The following is a 20,463-nucleotide window of genomic DNA, read 5'->3' as shown; positions in this document are numbered from 1 at the left end:
TCGAATCCAAGGGGATCGCGTCATGCCGGGGGCGACCGACTTTCAGGAGGCGTGCCGAGCGCTCGCGCTGGGAGTCACCATGATCGCCGCGTTCCTGGGGCTGCGGCAGTGGTACGAGCGCAAGGGGCGTGGCGACCTCGCCTCCCCGGAGGAGGCTGGCTTTTTTCGCCGCCAGGACGTCCGCCGCTGGCTGGGCGTCGGCGTGATGCTGGCCCTCGCCGTGGAGGTCTACATCGGCTCGTGGGTCGAACCGCGCGTCGGCGGTCGGGGCAACCCGCGGTTCGTCGTCGTCTGGCTCGTGGTGCTCAGCCTGATCATCGTGATGCTCGGTCTGGCCCTCGCCGACTGGCTGGCGACGCGCGCATACGCCGCCCGCCAGCGCAAGGCCATCTTCCGCGAGCAACTCGACGAGCTGCGCCAGGAGATCCAGCGGAGGGTCGCCGAGCGCGGCGGTGACTCGCCCCCGGAACTTCCGTCCGAGGACGATTGACGGACGATCCGATTGATCGACTCAGACGCCGACGTTCGGGCCGCCGAGTTCGGTGATGACCTGGCCGTTCGAGCTGATCGAGACGGGGCGGCCGGTGCGGTCGTTGAACGTGGTTGAGAGGTCGAGACCCAGGCGGTGGTAGAGCGTGGACGCCAGGTCCTGCGGCGTGATCGGCCGGTCGGCCGGCACGGCGCCCCGGGCGTCCGATGCGCCGATGGCCTGGCCCCCCTGAAATCCGCCCCCCGCCGCCAGAACGCTCATCACGTTTCCCCAGTGATCGCGGCCTGGGACCGAGTCGTTGGGCAGGCCCTTGTTGAGGACCGGCGTCCGGCCGAACTCGCCCATCACCAGGACGATCGTCGTTTCGAGCATCCCGCGCTGGTCGAGATCCTCGATCAACGTGGCGACGGCGGCGTCGAGGATCGGGAGCACGTTGTGCATCCCTTTTTCGATGCTGGAATGCCAGTCCCAGCCGCCGAACGTCAGCGTGACGAACCGGACGCCCGCTTCGACCAGCCGGCGGCCGAGCAGGGCGCTCTGGCCCCAGGTGTGCCGGCCGTAGCGGTCTCGGAGCCTCGGGTCTTCCCGCTTCATGTCGAACGCGGCGCGCGCGGCGGGCCCGCTCATCATGTCGAACGCGGCGCTCTGGAACTGGTCGAGCTCGCGGTTGGCGAGCGACTTGTCGAGCCCCCGACGGGCCGAGTCGAACGACGTCAGCAGGTCGCGGCGGTCGCAGAGCCGGCCCGTATCGACCCCCGAGGGGAGGTCAAGGTTCGTCGCGCGGTAGGCGTCGGAGTTGGGGTCGCCGTCGGCGTTGAATGGGTCGTAGCCCCGCCCGAGATACGCCGCGCCGTGGTAACCGATCGGGATTCCGACCGAGTGCGTGTTCGGCAGGCCGACGTATGGGGGCAATCCCGGCTTGGTCGACCCCTTCATCCGCGAGATGATCGAGCCGAACGACGGGAACTGGGGCGTCTGGTTGACCGCGTTCGATCCCAGGTAACCCGTGAGCATCCAGTGCGCGGCGGCGAAATGGTCGCCGTTGTCGTGATGCATCGACCGCAGGAGGGCGATCTTGTCCATGTTCGCCGCGTGGCGCGGGAGAAGCTCGGAGAGCCTGATCCCGGGGACCTTGGTCCGGATCGAACCGATCGGGCCGCGAACCTGCTCGGGGGCGTCCGGCTTGGGGTCGTAGGTCTCGTGCTGGGGAGGCCCGCCGTCCAGCCAGATCAAGATCACCGAGGTCTCGTCGGACCCTTTTCGCTTCGTCCCGGCGGCGTCGGCCAGGGCCTTGGCCTTGAGCATGTCGGCGAGGCTCAGGCCCGTGAAGCCGAGCACACCGGCTCGCAGGAGGTTGCGACGCGTTACGCCGCTGCAATTTCCGAACGCCGCGCCCATGAGGTCGAACATGATGGTCCCTTCGTTCAAGTCGGGTTCGTCGGCGACCTTCTCTGGAGACGCCGCATCCTGCTTGCGTGCTTCCATCCTGGACAATTCCCTGAGAAGAGTTTAACATTCCTTTCACAAGTTGCAATCCGCTGGTTCCGGGGCGAATGTTCAAAGCATCGAGGTCGCCGGGCCGATCCCAACTCGATGATGCGTCGTCGCAACACGGCCCGAGATCGGACGACGATCGGAAATTCCGATGAAGTTGATTGTGAAGTATTCGTTGACCTGATGTTAAGGGATGCGTACTATTCCCGTAGAAGATTCCAGGATGGAGCAACACCTCAGGCCCGTGAGCTGGTAAGTGCGGATCGTCCCCTTATCTGGGGGCGTCCTTGAATGATCTTGTGACGTCCATACCGAAGAAAGCATGACGCTGCAGGTCTCGGGCCGCCTCTCGCTTGCTCAATCACATTCTGATCCAGACGTCTCGGCCAACCCCTGTTCCAGGGAGAACTCGTGCCATGCGATCCATGACGATCCGGCGAGGGGCAAGTCTGTTCGGGCTCGGTGGGTTCCTTGCGGTATTGCTGGGAGCGGCGGTCGTCGCGGGCGAGCCCGATTCCAAGACCTACTGGGATGTGAAGGATCTCCGTCCCGGGATGAAGGGCGTCGGCAAGACCGTGATGGTCGGCACGAAGCTCGAAGAGTTCGGCGCCGAGGTTCTGGGCGTGATGCGCGACGTCAGCCCGGGGCGCGACATGGTGCTCTGCCGGCTGACCGGCTGCAATCTTGAGCACGCGGGGATCATCCAGGGGATGAGCGGCAGCCCGATCTACATCGACGGCAAGCTCATCGGCGCGGTCGCGTTCGCCTGGGAATTCGGCAAAGATCCGATCGCGGGGGTCACGCCGTTCCAGCAGATGGTCCAGTACGTTCGGTCGAACGACCGCCGGCTGGCCGCCGAGGCGAAGGAGAAGGGAGCCGGCGCGCCGATTCAGGCGTCGCGGCTGTCGTTCTCGACCGAGCTGGACGGATTTGGTGATGAACCCGCCCCCAATCGGTCGTCGATGCCCCTGACAGTTTCGGGGGGCGGCGCGGGCATGATCCCGATCGCGACTCCGCTGGCCGCGACGGGCTTCAGCCCACGGGCGATGTCGATCCTGGAAACCCGGCTGCGCCCGCTCGGCATGGCTCCGATGTCCGGCGGTGGGGCCGGAGAGCAGATTCGCCGCGAGGAAGGCGACAAGCCGCTCGCGCCCGGATCGCCGCTCAGCATCGCGATGGTCATGGGCGACTTCGACCTTTCAGGGATCGGCACGGTTACACACGTCGAGGGGGACCGCGTCTACGGATTCGGCCACCCGATGTTCGGCCTCGGGGCCTGCGAGTTCCCGCTGATGACCGGTTACATCCACACGGTCTATCCTCGGACCAGCGTGAGCATGAAGATGGGCTCGCCGCTGAAGGTCGTCGGCGTGCTGGACACCGACGTCAGCACCTGCGTCGCCGGTCGGATCGGTCCCAAGCCCGACATGCTGCCGATGACCGTCCACGTCAAGACGGGCCGCTATTCCGACGCCCGGACCTATAACGTCGAGATGGTCCGCGAGCCGGCCTTGCTGTCGTCGCTGATCATGTCGGTCCTCACCAGCGCCATCGACACCGAGGGCAACCTCCCCGACGAGCTGACCGCCCGGCTGAAGGCCGACGTCAAGCTCAAGGACCTGGAGCCGATCACGCTCAGCGACACCTTCAGCGGTCCCCGGTATACCGGGCCGTCGGGCGCCTCGGCCCTGTTCGGACCGCTCGCGTCGGTCGTCAACATCCTGGTCCGCAATCCGATGGCCCCGGTGCGGATCGAGCGGATCGACTGCGACATCGAGATCGAGCAGGGCCGCAAGGTCGCCACGATCGAGTCGGTCCGGCTGCTGTCCAACACGGTCGAGCCCGGCAAGGAGCTGAAGGCGTCGGTCGTGCTGAAGCCGTTCAAGGGGGAGCGTCAGACGGTCGAGATCGCGCTGGCGATCCCCGCCGACTTCCCCGAGGGATCTCACGAGGCGGTTTTCTGCGACCTCCCCAACAGCGTCCGGCGGCGGTTCCGCAACGAGCCGGCCCTCACCGAGCCGCGCGACCTTGAAGCGATCCTCAAATCCCTGCACATCCAGACCGAGCCCAAGCGGACCGGAATCTACGCCCACGTTCAAGCTCCGGAACGCGGACTGGCGGTCGCCGGCCAGGACCTGCCGAACCTGCCGGGGAGCGCCCGGGCGGTCTTCGCCTCGAAGCGGGAGATCCCGGCGACCCCGATCCGGTCCGACCTGATCCAGGTCGCCGCCACGCCCTGGGTCGTCGAGGGCGCCCACACCTTGCGGTTCACCGTGGCCAAGGACGCCGGGCTCTCGTTATCGTTGAAGTGATCGCGACCGGGCGTGACGCCCGGTTGGCTTCACCGAACGACGAGGGCGGCATGATTGACAACGGTTTCAAGCGGCGACCACGCGGCATCTCCATCCTCGCCTTATTCGGGTCGATCGCGGGCGTCATCGCCGCGCTCGGCCCGTTTTCGGTTTTCGGCAAGCTCGAAACCTGGCGACAGGAAGGCGCCTCGGCCTTCGCCAAGCATCACCGCGAGCGCGTGGTGATCTCCGAGCAGGGCAAGGTCCGGCTCAGCCAGGCGCTCGTGCCGACCGGCTCGCTGGCCGCCGACCGGGTCTGGGACCTCGCTCGAGGGAACGACGGAGCCCTCTACGCGGCCACCGGCGATTCGGGCAAGGTCTTCCGCCGAGCCGCGCAGGAGCCGTCGTCGTGGGAACTCGCCCTCGACGCCGCCGACAGCCAGGCGCTCAGCCTCGTGGTCTTGTCCGACGGCAAGGTCTTCGTCGGCACCGGGCCGACCGGCCAGGTCGTCGACGTCTCCGACGCCAAGCACCCCGCCTCGCGGCCCGATCCCAATGTTCAATACATCTGGGACCTCGCGGCCGACGCCCAGGGGAACCTGTTCGCGGCGACCGGCCCCAACGGCCAGCTCTGGAAGCGGAACGCGCAGGGCCAGTGGTCGCTCCTTTACGACAGCAAGGCGACGCACCTGCTTTCCGTCGCCGTCGCCCCCGACGGCGCGGTGTACGCGGGCAGCGATGGCGAGGGCCTGATCTACCGGATCGGGCAGGACGCCAAGGTCTCGGTCGTGTACGACGCGCCGCAGTCCGAGGTCCGTACGCTACTGATCGGTCCGGACGGTTCGCTCTATGCGGGGACCGCGGCCGAGGCGGGGGGGGGATCAAACCGGCCGGCCGGCCTGTTCTCGCAGCGGGATTCGGGCTCCCGGTCCGACGACTCCGCCGACCACGCCGTGGCGGTTGCGAGCGGGCCCCGCGCGGCGAACGACGCGATCGAGCTGGCGCAGGCCAAGAAGCCCGACGCAGCGCCCCAGGCCAAGGGCGCCGGCAGGGCTTCCGGAGGCTCCGCCTCGCCCAAGCCGGCGACGCCCGGCGAGAACGCCGTCTACCGGATCGATCGCGAGGGCGTGGCCCGCGAGGTGTTCCGGGCCAAGGCGCTGATCTTCGCGCTGGCGAGGCTCGGCGACCGGCTGCTCGTCGGCACCGGCCCCGACGGCTTGCTCTACGAGGTTCGCGAGGACGACAACGAGAGCACGCCCGTCGCCAAGCTCGACACCGGACAGATCCTCTCGCTGCTGGCCGAACCGAACGGCGGACTGCTGATCGGCACCGGCGATCCCGGCTCGGTCGTCCGGCTGTCGCCGAGTTTCGCCGATCACGGCGAGCTGGTGTCGGACGTTTTCGACGCCAAGCTCCCCAGCCGGTTCGGCGCGTTGAGCTGGCGCGGCGACACGCCTGAGGGGTCTTCGATCGCCGTGCAGGTCCGCAGCGGCAACGTCGGCGAGCCCGACGAGACCTGGTCGGACTGGTCGGCCGAGCAAAAGAACCCTGAGCAGGCCAGCGCCCAGACGCGTTCGGGACGCTTCGTCCAGTACCGCGCCAAGCTGTCGACGACCGACCCACGCCACACGCCCGAGCTGCGTGGGGTGTCGCTGTCCTACCGCTCGACCAACCTCCCGCCCGAGATCAACAAGCTGGAGACGCCAGACGTCTCGACCTCAGACGGGACGGCACGGCAGACCAAACTCACCATCCGCTGGGACGTCTCCGACCCCAACGATGACGAGCTGAATTACACGGTGCAGGTCCGCAAGGAAGGGTGGCCGGCCTGGATCGACCTGACCGAGTCGCCGATCACCGAGAAGTCCTACGCCTGGGACACGACCGCGTTTCCATCCGGCCGTTACCAGGTGCGGCTGGTCGCGGGCGACCGACCGTCCAACAGCCCCGATGAGGCGCTCGTCCGTGAAAAAGAGAGCGCGACGTTCCTCGTCGACCACGACCCTCCCCAGGTGAGCATCACGCCGGGCGACCGCAAGGCCACGGCGACCCTGACCGACGCCTTCACCCGACTGGTCAAGGCCGAGTACGCCGTCGACGGCGGAGCCTGGACGTCGGTCTTCCCGGACGACGGACTGTTCGACACCCTGCGCGAGCAACTGACGATCGCCCTCCCCGACCTCAAGCCCGGCGCGCACTTGTTGATGGTTCGAGCCACCGACGCCGCCGGCAACGTCGGCTCGGGCGACGCCCTCATCACGGTGAAGGACTGAGCCGTGGTCGACTCACAACAGAACGCCGCTCGCATGCGATTTCGCCCTCGCCATCGCGACCGCGCCGGGTACACCCTGATCGACGCCCTCGTGGCGATCGCGGTGGTCGCCGTCGTGGGTCTGTTTTCGATCATGGCGCTGACCCGAGGCCGCGAGTCGGCGCGGTCGGTGACGTGCCAGCGCAACCTGGCGCAAATCGGCCTGGCGCTCGCGTTCTACGACCAGAGCCAGGGCGCTTTGCCTATGATCGGCGAGCCCTCGCCGATCGACCCGCCGCCGGCATCTGGCTCGACGGGTCCCGGCCCGCTCAGGACGCTTCTCGAAACGCTGGGCGTCTCCAGCTTGCTGGGGATGGAACCGGAGGGCCGCAACCTCGACCGCCTCAAGGGCCCCGTGCTTCAGGGAATCGCGGTGCCGGGCTTCTTCTGCGCGAGCGACCCCCGGGCCACCGGCCGCGTCTTCCCGTCGCCGGTGAGCTACCGAGCGACGACCGGCGACGACGCCGAGGGCCGCACGGGCGGCTTCGCGATCGGGAAGCGGACCACCCTCGCGGAGATCGAGGCCGCCGACGGACTGAGCTACACCGCGGCTTTCTCTGAGCGCCTGGTCGGCGACGGCCGCCCGCACCAGGCCCCCGAGAATTACGCACTCGTCGACGGTCCGCTGTCGGAGCAGGGGTGCTCACCCGACGCGTCGGGGTCGCTTCAGGCCGACTGGCGGGGCGACGCCGGCGCGTCGTGGAACGAGGCCGGCTGGCCCTCGACGCTTTACAATCACGCCATGCCTCCGGGCTCCAAGATTTCGTGCCTGACGCGCGACGGCCGATCGGCCCGCATCGGGGCGTCGAGCGGACACGTGGCCGGAGTCGGCCTGCTGATGTTCGACGGCAGCGTGAAGCGGATCGTCTGGTCCGTCAATCCCAGCGTCTGGCGCGAGTTCGCCACCGTGAGCAGCCCACACGCCCCGGTCGGTCCCCCAGCGCCCGTCGCCGGCGACCGTCCGAAGACGCCCTGACCGCCGACGTCCACGAACGACCACCAAGTGAGGTTCATCGATGCGACTGCCCGTCCTGATGTTTGATTTCGGCAATGTGATCGGGTTTTTCGACTATATGCTCATCTTTGGCCGCTTCGGCGCACGACTGGGGCTGTCGGCGGATGAGTTCCGGACGCTGGTGGAAGCCAAGGGGATGAGCCGGCTGCTCGCCGAGTTCGAGCGAGGGGCGCTCGCGCCGGAGGAGTTCTCGCGACGGATCCAGGCCGAGGTCGGCCTTAACATCCCCTTCGAGGAGTTCGCGGCCGACTGGGAAGACATCTTCGAGCTTAATACGTCGGTGGGCGAGTTGGTCGCCGACCTCAAGCGGCAGGGGTACACGCTGGTTCTGGGGTCGAATACGAACGGCATTCACGCCCCGTTCTTCCGTCGCCAGTTCCGCGAGACCCTCGACCACTTCGATCACCTCGTCTATTCGCACGAGGCGCGGTTCCTCAAGCCCGACCGGGGCTTCTTCGACGCCTGCGTCGAGGCGGCGGGGGTTTCGGCGGGCTCGTGCGTGTTCATCGACGACCTCGAAGCCAACGTCGAGGGCGCCCGCGCGGCGGGGCTGCAGGGGGTCGTCTATCGCGGCGACACCTCGAAGCTGATCGAAGATCTGCGCGCGATCGGCGTCGAACTCCTCGGGGACGTCCGCTGATTGAGTCGATCTTGGGATTCTCGAAACGGCCCCCCTGAAGACCGGCGCCCTCCTCGAATTCGCTTCCAAACGCGCGACCGAACGCTCCCGGGGGCCGTCCCTTCCACATGAATTTTCGATCATGTCACGGCTTTTCGCCGTCCCTTGGCTGCGTAATCGGCGTATCGAGAAGAATAGAAACGTAAAATCGCCGATGGGTACTTCCATTTCCGACAAATGGACGACCCCAGTTTGACTTCTCGATTCCAGGAGCCAGACTCGTATGACTCGCCATCCCACATGGCGCTAGCCCCCGGAATACGCACGCTGCACACCTCCGCGACCGCACCCTGCCGAATTTCCGAAACACGGGGCTTGACGAACGGATTCCCAATGACAATCATTGAATGCGTGCATGGAGCCAATCAAACAAGTAGGTTAGGCCGCACCTTCTTTTCGGTCCCGCGGGGCTGAGGAGTGGGTGGGAAGAGACGGAGCGAGGGTTCGGATTCGTCCGGCTCGCCGTCGTCGTCGCCCGCTGGAGGCGACGAGTGCACGTTGCGGGTTGCGGGCGATCGCGAGCCGGGTTGTGACAGTCGATCGATGGTCGTCGCGGCGGCGACGACGGAGCGAGCGAGAGCGACCTGCCTCGGGGCGAGGCGCGAAGACACGGCGTGGATTGCGTCCGGTCGTCGACACGAGCGAAGGTTCGTTTCGGCGGCGACTGGGGGCGCGATTTCTGGTGAGTCACCTTGATCGAAGGGGGTCTTGGTCCCGGGCATGGAACCGCGGTGGAACGCGTGATTTGCCTGGAGACGGAGACTTTCAAAGCAAACCGGGGGAGTCTGTCGATGGGGAGCTTCAAGGCTGGTGGTAATGACAAGGGGCCCGATCGGCGTCGCGGCAAGCACCAAGCGAAGCGGCAGGGCTTCCCCAGGCTCGAATGGCTGGAAGGGCGGCTGTTGCTGGCGTCGTCCGTGCTGGACGGCGGCAACCCGGTCTGGCATTCCACGAGTGACAACCCGGCCGACATCCAGAACGGCCCGATGGCCAACCTGGGCGGCCAGCTCGTGACGCTGTATCAGAAGTTTCAGTCTGGTCTGACCTCGAATCAACTGTCCCAGCAGTTCCCCCTGCTTCAGATCAAGAACGGGTCGGTGCAGATCGGCCTGACGACCGGGGGCGACATCTCGAAGCTCGGGACGACAGTCGTCAACATGGGGATGCAGATCACGGCGGCGAGTGGCCAGTACGGCCTCATCGAAGGCTGGATGCCGATCAGCCAGTTGCTGAACGTGGCGAAGCTGCCGAACCTCGTGAGCGGCCACCCGATCTACAAGCCTCAGACGTACTACCAGGGCATCGCGAACAACCAGGCGCAGCAGTCGCTGTTCGCCGACGCCGCCGCCCAGAAGTACAACGTCACGGGGGCGGGGGTGACCGTCGGCGTGCTCAGCGACAGCTTTAACGCGCTGGGGGGCTACGCGACCGACGTCTCGACGGGCGACCTGCCGGCGGGCATCACGCCGCTGAAGGACATGTCGACCGGCACTGACGAAGGCCGGGCGATGATGCAGAACATCTACGACATCGCGCCGGGCGCCACGCTCCAGTTCGCGACCGCGTACGGCGGCGAGCTCGCCTTCGCTCAGAACATCCAAGCCCTGGCGACTCAGGGCAAGTCGAACATCATCGTTGATGACGTCGGCTACCTCGGCGAGCCGTTCTTCCAGGACGGCGTCATCTCGCAGTCGATCAATACGGTGACGGCTCAAGGCGTCACGTACCTGAGTGCGGCCGGCAACTCCCAAGACTACGGCTACCTGTCCACCTTCCGCGGCGCGCAGGGGACCGTCGGCTCGATCGGTGCCGGCCGGTTCATGAACTTCAGCCCCTCGGGCGCCCCGGTGCTGCAGTTGCCGATCACGACCACCGCTGCCAATACCACGATCGTCTTCCAGTTCGACCAGCCGTTCAAGACTCAGCAGCCGGTCGGCTCGACCGCCGTAGTGACCTCGCAAGTCAATTTCTATATCCTCGACTCCACCGGTGCGATCGTGACGACCGGTCAGGGGACCAACGACAACACCGCCACCCAGGAGCCGTTGCAGGTCGTCACGATCCCTAACGCGGGCACGTTCACGGTCGTGATGCAAGTCGTGAAGGGACCGGACCCGGGACACGTCGAGTTCACGACTTGGGATAACCCCGTCATCGTGTCGAGGCAGTTCGGCTCGGCCGGTGGCACGTACTATCCCACGACCTACGGCCACAGCGCCGCGCAGAACACGATCGGGGTCGGTGCCACGCCTTGGTGGGCACCCGCGCCGTTCCTCAGTCAGAGCCCGCTCGCGAATGAGCCGTTCAGCTCGGCCGGACCGACGATCATCGTCCGCAACCCCGATGGTTCGCTCAAGAGCAGCCCAGTGACCGTCCTTAACCCGACGATCACCGCGCCCGACGGCGGCAACACGACGTTCTTCCCGCCCGGCGGCGTGATCCAGACCAACAATCCGCCGTTCCCGGGCCAGCCGGCGACGACAACCAACCTGTCGCAGAACCTGCCGAGCTTCTTCGGCACCTCGTCGGCGGCACCCAACGCGGCGGCCGTGGCCGCGCTCATGAAGCAGAAGGCCCCGCAGCTCACCCCGGCGGAAGTCCGCGCCGGCCTGATCGCGGGGGCCACGGCGATGAACAACACGTCGCCCGGCCAGTGGAACGCGACCTCCGGCTACGGCCTGGTCAACGCCGTCAACTCGCTCGCGGCGGTCGACGTGCTCACCGTCGCCGCGACCGATCCGGCCAACAACACCGTCGTGACGACGACGCCCACCGGGATTCTCGTCACGTTCAACAAGCCGGTTCAATTCTCGACCGTCGACAACCAGGACCTCCATTTCCTGAAGACGCCCACGGGAGTGAACGTCGCGTTCGGCGTGCCCGTGGCCGTCGACGACCCGAACTTCCCGACGCAAGTCCTCTACCCTTACACCTTCAGCTACAACAACCCTCCCACCACGACGGCGAACGGCGTCTACACGTTCGTCGTGTCGGGGCCGATCACCTCGAAGGACGGCAAGTCGCTCCAGCCCACGGGGCTGATCTCGTTCGATCTTGAGGACGTCACGGCGCCCAGGGTCAACACCACCAGCACGCTCGGGCGGCTGGTGACGATCCAGTTCACCAAGCCGATGAACCCGGCGACGATCACGACCTCCAACCTGTTCGTGGCGCGGCAGGGGAACACGGGCAACTGGTCGAACCCGATCAACCTGAACCTCGACCCCCGCGTCAAGCTGACCTATGACGCCCTCACCAATACGGCGACCCTCGACTACAGCGGCCTGCCGCAGACGGCGATGCCCTCCGACAACTACGCGATCGTCGTCAAGAGCGGCCCCGGCGGCGTGACCGACGCGGTCGGCAACCAGCTCGACGGCAATTTCAACGGCACGTTCCCCTCGGGCGACAACGTTCCCGGCGGCGACTTCGTCCAGATTCTCGGCTACCAGTTGCTCCAGCCGCCTGTCGTCACCGCGTTCCAGCTCACGCCGGGGACCGACACCGGCCTGCCGAGCGACCAGAACACCAATATCAGCCAGCCCTCGTTCATCGGCCAGATCTACAGCCCGTTCCCCGGCTCGGTCGCCAACCTCCAGGTGGTCGTCGAGTTCAACGCCCTGCACGGCGGCGGCTTCGACCTGGCCGTGGGCGCTGGGGGCCGCGGCTTCACCGGCAGCTACGACGTGCAGACCAGCACCGACGTCAACGGCAAGTTCACCTTCCAGGCGCCCTTCCTGCCTCAAGGCTTCCAGCGGGTGCGGATCGTGGTGGTCGGTCAGGCCGATTCGCCGCCGCTTCCCGGCTACGCCTCGTTCGCCGACCGGGCGTTCCGGATCGATCAGACTGCTCCTCAGATTACGGGCGCCTCGCAGTCCGACGGCTCGCCGTTCCCGTCCTTCCTGCCGACCCTCGATTCGCTTTCGCTGTACACGCAAGACCCGTCGTTGCAGGCGGCCGGCTACCTGGCGACCCCCTCCCAGGTCGTCTACCCGGCGCTCGACCCCTCGACGGCGACCAACGTCAGCAACTACTCGCTGTACCGCGCTCTGGGGAACGGGCAGAACCAGGACCTCTCGCAGTACATCATCAAGGCGACCTACGTCGCCCTGCCGCCGACCCTCGATCCGTCGGGCGCCTTCATCACGACCTATCAGGGCCGCATCGACTTGACGTTCGCCCCCGGCCTGCCCGCCGGCGTTTATCAGCTCGCCGCCCACACGAAAGAGACCTGGAACGGCAAGTCGTACCCCGGTCTGTTCGACGCCGCCGGCAACGCGCTCAACAATCTCACGATCCCCGGCAACACGACGGCGACCTACAATCTGTACTTCTCGCTTCAGCCGTCGCCGGTCTACATCACCAACATGGCGATGACCAACTCGCCCGACCAGTACAGCTACACCACCGTGGGGGGGCCGGGCTCGTACTACGACCTCAGCGGCGTGCGGGCCAACGCGCCGCCGGCGGCCTGGCAGTTCGACGTGTCCAACCCGCTGCCGTGGGCCGACGCCAACGGCAACCAGATCAACTACTCGAACTACATTGACCTGGTTCGCTCGGCCGACAACCCCAACGCGCCGGCCGACGGCAACTTCGGCACCCTGGGACAGAGCGGCCTCGCCGACTCGGGCACGGGATTCACCAAGGTCGGCGGCACCCTGGTCGGACTGTTCTGGTTCAACCCGACCTCCAACCAGTGGATTCTCTCCGACGCCAGCCATCCCAACGGCACCCGGCTGGTGATGATGCTCCCCGGCGGGATCACGACGCCCGACTACTACCGCGTCTACATCCCCAACCAGATCACGCCCAGCGGCGCCGACACCCGCATCTTCGACATCTACGGCAATCAGCTCGACGGCGAGTTCCTCGGTAATCCCACGAGCACCGTCAGCAGCCAGTTCCACGCGTTCTCGTCCGATCCCACTCAGCAGTTCCCGGGAGTCCGGAACCTCTTCAATTACGAAGACATGCTGTCGACCGGCTACGCCTCGCCGGCCCCGATCAGCCGGATGACCGGCGACGGCATCGCGGGCGGCGCGTTCATGACCGGCTTCGTAGTGGCCACGACCAGCCACATCCTCTACGCTCGCCCCGACTACCAGGAAGACCCGCTGAACCCGGCCACGGCCCCCGACGGCAGCCTGGCCAAGCCGTATTCGACCCTCGCTCCCGAGAGCGACCCGGCCGCGGCGCCCCCCAACCCGTTCCACGACCCCAACGGCGGACAGAACAGCACTCAGTTCTTCCTCTCGGGCTTCAACCCCAACTACGACCGCAACGGCAACGGCCAGTTCGACCGCTCGGTCCTGTACGCGGCCTCGCAGCTCGCCTACACCGGGCCCGTCGTGGCGATCGCCCTGCCCGGCACGCCCCAGCGCAACCCGATCACCGGGGTGATCACGCAGCAGCCGTTCGTGCTCCAGGCCCCCGCCGGCCAGAACTCCTACAACGACGGCAGCGCCTCGGTGCCGTTCGACACGACCCTGGTCTTCACCCCCGGGTCGACCCTCAAGGCGCAAAACGCCGCTCTCTTCGTGCAGAACCAGGGGAGCGCCTTGCAGGTCCAGGGGGGCACCACCGCCAGCCAGCAGGTGAACTTCACGTCGTACAACGACGCCTCGATCGGCGGCGCCACCAACAACAACCCCAATACCAACCCGAGGGCCGGCGACTGGGGCGGCATCGTCTTCCGCAGCTACAACGAGTCGATCGCCAGCCACCAGGTTCCGTTCCCGGTCGATGGCATTCTCCAGGGGATCAACGGCCCGGCCATCGCCGGCGCCGACGAACTGATGTCGAGGATGAACTTCTTCAACCTCCGGTACGGCGGCGGCGCCGTCCCCCAGAGTTCGTCGAACTTCTACAACGGCGTCACCCTCTACAACTCGCGGCCCTCGATCACCAACGCTCGGGTCACGGACAACGGGACTTCCGGCGGCACCCAGGCGGCCATCGGCGCCGACATGGACTCGTTCCTTGAGAACGACGTCGCCCGCGGACCGAACATCCGCCGCGTGACCGTCGTGAACAACAGCCTCAACGGCATCTGGCTGCTGGCCCAGAACAACGGCTTCATCCAGCCGACCGACGCCACGCCGATCGCCGACAACCCGTCGAGCCTGGGCGGCTCCCAGAACTACGCGTTCTTCGAGTCGCTGCCGATCATCGTCCTCGCCCAGTTGGTCGTCGGTCAGCAGTACAACGTCAACACCGGCGGCAACACGAGCTGGATCACCAACCGGCTGTACGTCGACTCCGGCACGATGATGAAGTTCAACCGGGGCTCGTCGATCGCCGTTCTGAACCCCGGTTCAAGCATCAACGTCGGCTCTCGCGACTACATCACCAAGTTCGACATCAACAACTCGTACGGGCCCGGAACCGCCAACTTCGCCGCCTTGAGCGCGAACGACCCCCAGGTCCTGTTCACGTCGATCTACGACGACCTGGCGACGACCACCCTGGTGCCCCAGCCGATCAACGTGACCGGGGAGACCTCCCCCACGACGCTCGGACCCAGCATGTGGGGGAGCATCGGCATCCAGAGCGGCGCCCTGGCCGTGATGAACGCCGCGACCTTCCGCTACGGCGGCGGTTCGGTCAACACCCAGCAGTTCACGCTGCCGTCGCAGTCGGTGTTGTCGTTCATCAACTACCAGTCGTTCTTCAACGTCCCGTTCAGCACCAACGCCCTGGGCACGCGGGTCTACATCACCAACAACAACTTCTACAACAACTTCGACGCGGCGATGCAGATCGAGCCCGACGGTCTCTTGGCCGGCGACCCGCTGCATCCGCTGGTCTCGGGTCATCCGTTCCTGCACGGCAACGTGTTGCAGGGCAACGGCATCGACGGCCTGGCGGTGTTGGCGGCCCGGTCGTACCTGCTGAATCCGCAGGGGGGGTACTCGTACATCGGCCCCCAAGAAGCCAACATGAACCCCTACTCGTCCAATCAGAGCGTCAACGCGCTCTGGGACCTGACCGACATCACCTACGTCGTCCGCGGCACCATCGTCCTCGCCGGCTCCTCCAACGGCGGCGGCGCCGCCCCGGTCCCCAACCCCACCACCTACACGGCGCCCCCGGCGCCGGTGACCTCGCTGACGATCCAGTCCGCCCTGCCCGGGACGGTGCTGGCCGACGGCTCGGTGATCCCCAGCCCCGGCGCCTCGGTGGTCGTGAAGCTGCTCAGCGAGAACACGACCCACGGCGCGGGCGACCTTAGCACCTACGGCTCGACCGGCCTGGGGGCCTCGCAGCAAGGAGGCGCCGGCTTCATCGCCGGCGTCGACGACGCGGTCGACCCCACCCCCAGCCCGCTGATCGACCCCGGCGCCTACTCGCAGATCCGCATCCTCGGCATCCCCGGAAACCAGACCACCGGGCAGCAGCGCGTGCCGGTGATCATGACCTCGCTTCGCGACACCACCGTGGGCACCACGGCTCGCGGGGTGAAGAACTACAACATTCTCAACAGCTACCCGGTCGGGCCGTTCACGCCGTACGCCGGCCAGAGCCTGACCACGCCGGCGCCCGGCGACGGCGGCTACATCTACATCGGCGGCCTCTCGCTGACGACCTACGACCTGACCGACCCGCGTCAGGGGAGCTTGATCGACAACGCCGACATCTCGTACATGACGAGCATCCAGATCCAGGGCGGTGGAATCGTCAACCCGAGTACGACCACGCCAAGCTGGCTAGCCCAGAAGAGCGGTTACAACACCAGCTTCTTCGGTCCGTCCCTCGCCGATCCGTCGATTCAGCTCAACGCCCGGATGGCCGTCCGGATCTCGGACTCGCACCTCAACGGCTTCTCCAGCGCGGCCGTCTTCCTGCACCCGACCAACGCCCAGGCCCTGGTCGGCACCGGCAATTTCGCGGCCCGCGGCACGCTCAAGGGGCAGGGCGCGACGTTGTACATGTACAACACCACGATCTCGAACTCGGCCGAAGGCGTCCACGCCAACTCCGAGACCGGCAACAACGACACCGGCCAGAGCCCCTACCAGTTGGTGCTGCTCAACAACACCTTCTACAACAATCCGTATGCGATCCACACGGTCGCGCCTCAGTACAACGGGCAGAACTCGCAGTCGCACGTGTACACGATGGCGATGAACAACATCATCTCCAACTCCACCAACACGGGCATCTTCATCGCCGGCCAGGCGGCTTTCAGCCAGCTCGAGTACAACCTGTACTTCACCAACGCGGTCAACGTCGTCGCCACGACCACCGACGGCGACTTCCCGGGCAACATCAACGCGGTCTACGGCGATCCCAAGTTCGTCAACGCCGCGGGGCTCAACTTCGCGCTTTCGCCCGGCTCGGCGGCGATCGACGCGGCTCGCAGCGAGATCGGCCCCAACCCGGCCGGCGACGCCGTCTATCCGGCGGTGACGCAGCCCGCCAACGGGTCGTACTACGGCACCCGCACCAATCCCGCGACGCTGACGCCGCCGCTCGCGCCTGGCGCCTCGAACGTCGCCGGCGGCTTTGGTCAGGTCAATGACCCGCGGCAGATCCTCACATTGCCGGGCTCGAACGGCTTCGGGTTCCAGGATCAGTGGATTCCGGTGCTCGCCACGGCGGCCAACGGGACCACCGGCCCATCGTCGGTCCCCGGCTCTTACTCCTTCGCCCCGCTCCAGGGCCAGCGGGACATGCTCGGCTTCATCCGGATCGACGATCCCGGGACGCCCAACACCGGCTTCGGCCGCAGTCCGTTCCAGGACATCGGCGCCATCGAGTACGTCAACCTGCACCCGCCGCAGGTCGCCGCCGTCACCGCCCTCTTCGCCGGAGCGGGGGGGATTCTGGTCTCGCAGAACTTCTACACGGTCGGCGGCAAGGCCGGCGCCAACGTCACGCCCCAATATCTCGCGGTCAAGTTCAGCAGCCCGATCGCCCCGAACTCGATCAGCTCCGACACGGTTCAGCTTCAGGCTCTCGGCGTCACCGCGAACAACGCGCCCGGCCAGCTCATCAGCCTCGCCGGCAAGCTGTCGTACGACGTTGGGTCGCAGATCCTCTACATCAGCCTCGGCGCCAGCGGCCTGACGCTGCCGACCGACGCCTACCGGCTGATCCTCGTCGGCAGCGGCTCGCAGGTCCTCTTCAACCCGCAGGGCGTCGCGCTCGACGGTGAGAACCTGACCAACGGCGACGATCCGGTCACCGGCGTCCAGCTCCCCTTGCCCTCGGGCAACGGCTACCCCGGCGGCAACTTCTACAACAACTTCATCATCAACACGGTCGCCTCGTCGATCACGCCGGGCACCTTCAAGCTCTCGCCCAGCAGCGACACCAACGTCGTGGGCGACCTGGTCACCTATGCAACGACGCCGACCTTCGAGGGGACGATCACCGAGCCCAACACCGCCCTGGTCCCGCTCGCCGGCCAGACGGCGGTCATCGACATCGGAGTGGTCTGGTTCGACGCCAACGGCAACCCCGTCGGCTACTTCGACCCCGCCAACACGCCGGCCGCCCTCAAGCAGTTCGTGCGGCCCAACGCCGGGACCGCGCTGACCGACGCCACCGGCAAGTTCCAGGTGACCGTCGGCCAGGACGCCGCCAACACCGGACTCGTCACCAACACCAACCCGTTGCTCAGCTCTCCCTACAACGTGGGGAGCAGCGGCAACCTGATCCCGATCCCCGGCACCACCGAGGGGTATTACGTCGCCCGGGTCCGGGTGATCGACCAGAGCGGCAACGTGTCGAACCCCGACGCTCCGGGCGCCTCGGCGGCCGTCGTCGTCGACACCGCTGATCCGGCCTCGGCCGGCACCCCGGTCCAGGCGGCCATCACCAATCCGCTGAACAACGCCGTCATCGCCAATCCCGGCTCGAACTTCTCGTTCCAGGTCACCGCCAACAAGAACCTGGATCTGACGCACTTCACCGCGTCGCAGATCCAGCTCGTTCAGGCGGGGCCGGACGGCACGTTCAACGCGGGGACGATCATCAACATCGACCCGGCGAGCATCACCGTCACTTACCTTGACGCGGCGGCCAACGGCGGCGGCGGCGGCAAGGGACGCGAGATCATCAGCTTCAAGGCCGCCAGCACGCTGACCAACGGCCTGTACCTGTTGAAGATCACCGGCACCGGGGCCAACGGCGTCCGCGACATCGCCGGCAACCTCCTCGGCTCCGACCTGACGACCCAGTTCGCGGTCTACAACCCGGCCGCCGTCCACGGCGTGTTCGTGGGGGCCGGCTTCGCCACCGACCCGACCGCGACCCTCGGCACCCGCGCCAACCCCTTCGCCACCATCAACGCCGCGATCGCGGCGGCGGCGGTCGGCGACCGCATCCAGGTCTTGCCGGGCGTGTACAGCGAGAACGTCGTCATGCGGCAGCTCGTGAGCCTCGCCTCGGCGAGCCCATTGAGCACCGACTCGACGTACGTCCGCGGCAACGCCTTGCAGACGATCATCCGGGCCCCGTACGCCTCGTCGACGATCACCGTCTCGGCCACCGGCCTGACCGCCTTCGTCGACGCCAAGACCGGCGCCTCGCTGCAAACCGAGATCAGCGGGTTCAGCATCGCCTCCGCCCTCGTCGGCAATCCGGCCCTGGGACCGATCAATCCCAACTCGGTCGGCTTGATGGCGACCAACTCTACGATGCTGATCGACCGCAACTACTTCGTCGACTCGGGCATCGGCGTCCTGGTCGTGACCGCCGGCTCGGGGGCTTTGACCTCGTCGGTCGTGAACAACGGGATCATCGGCAACCTCACCGGCATGTACCTCCTGGATCAGGGGGGGACGCCGGCCACCGCCACCGAGTACGTGGTCAACAACAGTTTCGCCTTCAACACGACCGGTTTCGGAGCCGTCAACTCCTCCACCACCGGCACGCGGCAGGCGTACCTGGCCAACAACATCTTCTGGCAGAACCACGACCAGACGACCAGTCGGAGCGGGTTGGCGGTTTACTCCGTCACTCCTGACCACCTGGTCTTGAACAACAACATGTTCCAGGGCAACGGGGGGAGTGACACCAACACCTCCGGAGTCTCGAACAACCTCGGCAACGGATTCAATCCGGGCGCCCTGGGCACGACCGCCGCGTCCGCTCTGGCCAACCAGGGCAACTTCGTCGGCTTCCCGGCGTTCGTCACGCCGATCGACCCCCGCCCGGGCTCGGACGGCCCCGCCACGTTCTTCCTGAGCGCCAACTACGGCCTCTCGGGATCGTCGGCGGCGATCAACAACGCCCTCGAAAGCGCCGCGACCCGGACCGACTTCCTGGGCAACGCCGAGAACCCCAACCCGACCAGCAAGGGGTTCAACATCACCGGCTACGGCCCTCGCGACGTGGGCGCCTTCGAGTACATCCCGGTCGGCTCGGCCTCGACCACGGCGGTCGGCGGCTCGTTCCGGGTGGTCACGACCTCGCTGGTCCCCGACGGCTCGACCCAGGCCAACGGCGGGACGCTCACCGTCTCCGCCTTGCCCAACACCGTCATCGTCAACTTCTCGAACGACGTCGACCCTTCGAGCCTGAAGGCCAACGCCCTCTCGCTCAGCGGAGCGGGGGTCAATTCCGCCTCGCCGATCGTCTCGACGTCCGCCGTGATGCTCGACTCGCACACCGTCGCGTTCACGCTCAGCGGGAAATTCAACACCAGCGGCAACGTGAACGTGTCGGTGGCGGCGGGCTCGCTCAAGAACAAGAGCGGCCAGACGGTCTCCGGGTACGCCGACAAGGTCTACCTGAACACCGCGGCCCCGGCGCCGAACACGCCGGTCGTTACGCCCCCGGTCGTCACGCCTCCGGTCGTCACCAACCCGGTCGTGGTTCCGCCGTCCTCCGTGCCGACGACGCCCGACCCGGCGGCGCCCCCGGCCGCGCCCGTCACGCCTCCTCCGGCCGCCGCGCCGGTGACCGTCGGCAAGGGCGGCAAGACGCCGACCCGGAAGCCGACGCCCGTGAAAACCAACGCCGGCGCCGCGGCCGCCAACCGGGCCGCCGCCGCCGCCAAGCAACAGGCCCAGAAAGCCGCCCTCGCCGCCAGGCAAGCGGCCCAGCGAGCCGCTCGCCCAACGCCCGTCGCGGTCAAGACCCCCAAGCTCGCGACCGTCCGTCGCACCCCGCCGAGCTTCGTGGCCGGCAGGTGAGCCGACAGCCCAAGGTCGTAGTCAACGCGAACGAGGC

At 67.0% G+C, this 20,463-nt stretch carries 7 protein-coding genes; 6 read left to right on the top strand and 1 reads right to left on the bottom strand.

The features are described from left to right. Window positions 1-22: 22 nt before the first annotated feature. On the top strand, window positions 23-490 hold the full coding sequence (locus tag BSF38_RS08960; RefSeq protein ID WP_076344884.1) for a hypothetical protein: 468 nt from the start codon (window positions 23-25) through the stop codon (window positions 488-490). Window positions 491-511: 21 nt separating this feature from the next. Here BSF38_RS08960 and BSF38_RS08955 read toward each other — a convergent pair whose 3' ends face one another. Then, window positions 512-1,975 (bottom strand): DUF1501 domain-containing protein, encoded by a 1,464-nt coding sequence (locus BSF38_RS08955; RefSeq protein ID WP_237170812.1) that lies wholly within the window; start codon window positions 1,973-1,975, stop codon window positions 512-514. Between the two features lie 425 nt (window positions 1,976-2,400). Between BSF38_RS08955 and BSF38_RS08950 the strand changes: the two genes are divergently transcribed. The 5 genes from BSF38_RS08950 (at window position 2,401) to BSF38_RS08930 (ending at window position 20,426) form a co-directional block, all read left to right on the top strand. After that, a complete protein-coding gene (locus BSF38_RS08950; RefSeq protein WP_076344882.1) occupies window positions 2,401-4,296 on the top strand; it encodes a SpoIVB peptidase S55 domain-containing protein in 1,896 nt (631 codons plus the stop codon). Between the two features lie 50 nt (window positions 4,297-4,346). Beyond that, window positions 4,347-6,548 carry an Ig-like domain-containing protein gene (locus tag BSF38_RS31290; protein ID WP_076350706.1) on the top strand — a complete coding sequence of 734 codons (2,202 nt, stop codon included), beginning with the start codon at window positions 4,347-4,349 and terminating at the stop codon, window positions 6,546-6,548. A 33-nt stretch (window positions 6,549-6,581) separates the two neighbouring features. After that, window positions 6,582-7,562, top strand: a complete 981-nt coding sequence (locus tag BSF38_RS08940) for a type II secretion system protein (RefSeq protein ID WP_076344880.1) — start codon at window positions 6,582-6,584, stop codon at window positions 7,560-7,562. A 40-nt stretch (window positions 7,563-7,602) separates the two neighbouring features. Next, window positions 7,603-8,241 carry an HAD family hydrolase gene (locus BSF38_RS08935; RefSeq protein WP_076344878.1) on the top strand — a complete coding sequence of 213 codons (639 nt, stop codon included), beginning with the start codon at window positions 7,603-7,605 and terminating at the stop codon, window positions 8,239-8,241. An 830-nt stretch (window positions 8,242-9,071) separates the two neighbouring features. Then, window positions 9,072-20,426, top strand: coding sequence for a S8 family peptidase (locus BSF38_RS08930; RefSeq protein ID WP_145952033.1), 11,355 nt, complete (start codon window positions 9,072-9,074; stop codon window positions 20,424-20,426). The last annotated feature ends 37 nt before the right edge of the window (window positions 20,427-20,463 follow it).

The organism is Paludisphaera borealis (assembly GCF_001956985.1).
Lineage (GTDB): Bacteria > Planctomycetota > Planctomycetia > Isosphaerales > Isosphaeraceae > Paludisphaera > Paludisphaera borealis.
The sequence above is the reverse complement of the archived record's forward strand: the minus strand, read 5'-3'. Positions and strand labels throughout refer to the sequence as shown.

Excerpts from the sequence above, each read along its gene's own strand:
- BSF38_RS08950 (WP_076344882.1), top strand. The coding sequence starts at position 2,401 with ATGCGATCCATGACGATCCGGCGAGGGGCAAGTCTGTTCGGGCTCGGT.
- BSF38_RS08935 (WP_076344878.1), top strand. The coding sequence starts at position 7,603 with ATGCGACTGCCCGTCCTGATGTTTGATTTCGGCAATGTGATCGGGTTT.
- BSF38_RS08940 (WP_076344880.1), top strand. The coding sequence starts at position 6,582 with ATGCGATTTCGCCCTCGCCATCGCGACCGCGCCGGGTACACCCTGATC.
- BSF38_RS31290 (WP_076350706.1), top strand. The coding sequence starts at position 4,347 with ATGATTGACAACGGTTTCAAGCGGCGACCACGCGGCATCTCCATCCTC.
- BSF38_RS08930 (WP_145952033.1), top strand. The coding sequence starts at position 9,072 with ATGGGGAGCTTCAAGGCTGGTGGTAATGACAAGGGGCCCGATCGGCGT.
- BSF38_RS08955 (WP_237170812.1), bottom strand. The coding sequence starts at position 1,975 with ATGGAAGCACGCAAGCAGGATGCGGCGTCTCCAGAGAAGGTCGCCGAC.
- BSF38_RS08960 (WP_076344884.1), top strand. The coding sequence starts at position 23 with ATGCCGGGGGCGACCGACTTTCAGGAGGCGTGCCGAGCGCTCGCGCTG.